At 49.4% G+C, this 2,564-nt stretch carries 3 protein-coding genes; all 3 read right to left on the bottom strand.

From position 1 onward, the window contains the following. Positions 1–43: 43 nt before the first annotated feature. The 3 genes from C7B82_RS07440 to C7B82_RS33665 all read right to left on the bottom strand — a co-directional run bounded on the left by C7B82_RS07440 (position 44) and on the right by C7B82_RS33665 (position 2,308). Entirely contained in the window at positions 44–331 is a 288-nt protein-coding gene (locus tag C7B82_RS07440; RefSeq protein ID WP_245939781.1) for a hypothetical protein, read from the bottom strand. A gap of 279 nt (positions 332–610) precedes the next feature. After that, on the bottom strand, positions 611–1,327 hold the full coding sequence (locus tag C7B82_RS33670; protein ID WP_245939780.1) for a group II intron maturase-specific domain-containing protein: 717 nt from the start codon (positions 1,325–1,327) through the stop codon (positions 611–613). 75 nt (positions 1,328–1,402) lie between these two features. Beyond that, positions 1,403–2,308 (bottom strand): reverse transcriptase N-terminal domain-containing protein, encoded by a 906-nt coding sequence (locus C7B82_RS33665; RefSeq protein WP_281258936.1) that lies wholly within the window; start codon positions 2,306–2,308, stop codon positions 1,403–1,405. Positions 2,309–2,564: the final 256 nt, after the last annotated feature.

Raw genomic sequence — 2,564 nt, 5'->3', positions numbered from 1 at the left:
CTGCTGGATTTTATGCTCTCTGGCTCTCCACCTGCTCAAACGGCTAATTCCCCTTAGGTTTTGAATTTAGAATTGCTTGCCGTTGGTAGCTGCCATCGATCAGGGATTGGCGAATCTCTTGCCAATGTTCGCGGGCATAGGCGGGAAAGTCTTCTAAAGTCATCCCGTCACTGCCGGGAGCGCCTTTGTTCGACTTGACCCGTTGCCATGCTCTTTGAACATTGTTGCGCTCTAAGATTCGCGCCATCAGGTTGTCCAAGGCTGGCTCTCTGTCCGCACGCCAAACCGCATCTCCCCCATCCGGGTTCATCGATGAGTCTGAGTTGTTCATCGCTCCTCCTTAGTTCGTTCATGTTCGTCCCTTCGTTCTTAAGAGAACTACTATGGACTCTGCTGACTTCTGTGCGATGAACTCCTGAAATTGCTCTCAAGAAGCGCTGCCAAGCTGCCGTAGGGTTCTGTGGCTCCCTCGCCGTTTCCCGCGAGACCGCAATCAGACTCCCATAGCTTTAAGACTGCCGTTTGAGCAGATCGTTAGGGTCGAGTAGCAGGTTGCCCTGCTACCCTCCCTTTCAAAACCGTGCTTGCGAGGTTACCCGCACACGGCTCCTCAACAAAACGGCTGATTGTCAACAGCACCTTCTGCTGCATGAGTTAGGCTACGAGCAGTTTTGACATCGTGGCAATGACGATGAAGCGGTTGCAGATTATCGAACGTATCTGTTCCACCTTCCGAGACTGGAATTTGGTGGTCAACCTCTATTAGATCGTCTGCTACAAACAATAGTCCACACTCAGGACATCTTCCTTTGTACTGCTTGAGTAGCCTGGCTAATCGATTCGGTAGTTCAGGATGGGTTCCTTTACGAGTGCTCCAGTAGAAGACATCTCCGTCGAAATAGCTCTTATCCCCTTTTACCTTGACATGGCGAGCCAATGGCACTTTGGAATGAGAAATTAATCTTATTCCATCCTTCGTGGAGAAGATACGAGCACCATTGACGTAATGCCAGTATTTGACAAGAGTGGTTGAGCTAAAGTTTCCGGTTCTGTACCTCGCCCAGGCTCTTAATTGCGAGAACAAGAGAATGTAGTCGCATTTCAAGAAGGTCTTGTGACTGCATACGGTTGAGTAATAGTTACACCATCCCCGAATGATTGGATTAAGCCGATTGATCAGCACTTGTTGGGGCGCTGTCTTACAACTATCAATCACGGTTCCAAGTGCCTCAATGTGTTGCTTTGCCTTTGCCTGGCTCGGTGTGATGATTGTCTTGAAACCCAAGCGTTTTCCTTGACTATTGCGTCCAGAGCGGTAGTTGCCCACTGGAACATGACGGATTGTGAACCCGAGGAAGGAGAAACCAACAATCCCTGCATACGGGTTGAGGGTATGAGAGATCTAGGTTTTGCTGGGCTTCAATTCTAGAGACATGCCGCTTAACCACTCTTCTATGACTAATTTAGCCTTGAGGACAACATTGAGCGATTTATGAAGCACAACAAAGTCATCCGCGTAGAATGCAACGGTTAACTCCCGTTGTGCATTTCTACCAGGTTTGACACAACCTCTAATCGCTGTTTCTAACCCTTGCAAGGCAACCAGAGCGAGTAATGGCGAAATCACACCACCCTGTGGGCTACCCTCCTCAGTCGGAAACAATTTGCCCTCCAGTACCATTCCTGATTTCAACCAGGCTTTGATTTGCCGATGCAGAGTCGGGAATGTGTTGAGCTTGTTCAGCAATGCCGAATGGTTAATTTTGTCGAAGCATTTTTGGATATCCGCATCTAAGACATATTTATCTTTGCAGCGAATGCCATTAAAAATTGCCTCGATTGCATCATGGGCACCTCTTCCACACCGAAACCCATAGGTGTTGGGTTCAAACACCGCTTCCCATTCGGGTTCCAACGCCAGTTTAGCGAGCGTTTGCCTTGCCCTATCGACCAGACAGGGGATTCCCAACGGGCGTTCCTCATCCTTGATACCGGGTTTTGGTATCATCACCCGGCGCGTGGGCTGGGATTTTCCCGTTAGAGCTAAGGAACTTGCCATAGAAAGTCGTTGGCTTGGGCTTAACGATTTGATTCCGTCTACTCCTGCCGTTTTCTTCCCTGCATTATCCTGCGTTACCCGTCTGACCGCCAAGAGCTTGGCAGATCTCGATTTCATCAATAACTTCTGGAGTCTGTGAACCTGCTTGGTATCCCCACGACGTTTGGCTTTGAAGATTCTGGTTTGGAGTCGATAGACTATCTTCTGGACTTGTTTCCAGTTGATAGCCCTCCATTCATCGCTCCCCATTGCTGAGTGCATCATCGTCTTGACTCTGACTGAAGGTCTTCATTCCGTTCTGTCGGGTCTACGTCTGCGTATCCTGGGCATTACCCCAGGCATTGGCTTCTTAGACCATCCTGCCCGCCTGCTCATTCGGGTTAGTCCCTGCTCTGGATATTCGACCATCCTAGAGTGAAAACAAGTCGGGTTACTGACTCGAAAATAAACCCCACAGTCAAGTGACCGGAGCCGCAGCTTGAGGCTGGAGTAAGACTTGGTAGCC

It is taken from the genome of Stenomitos frigidus ULC18, from assembly GCF_003003795.1.
GTDB classification, from domain to species: Bacteria; Cyanobacteriota; Cyanobacteriia; order Leptolyngbyales; family Leptolyngbyaceae; genus Stenomitos; species Stenomitos frigidus_A.
The sequence above is the reverse complement of the archived record's forward strand: the minus strand, read 5'-3'. Positions and strand labels throughout refer to the sequence as shown.

Bases quoted from the DNA above. Each gene is read 5' to 3' on its own strand.
- C7B82_RS07440 (WP_245939781.1), bottom strand. From the start codon at position 331: ATGAACAACTCAGACTCATCGATGAACCCGGATGGGGGAGATGCGGTT.
- C7B82_RS33665 (WP_281258936.1), bottom strand. From the start codon at position 2,308: ATGGGGAGCGATGAATGGAGGGCTATCAACTGGAAACAAGTCCAGAAG.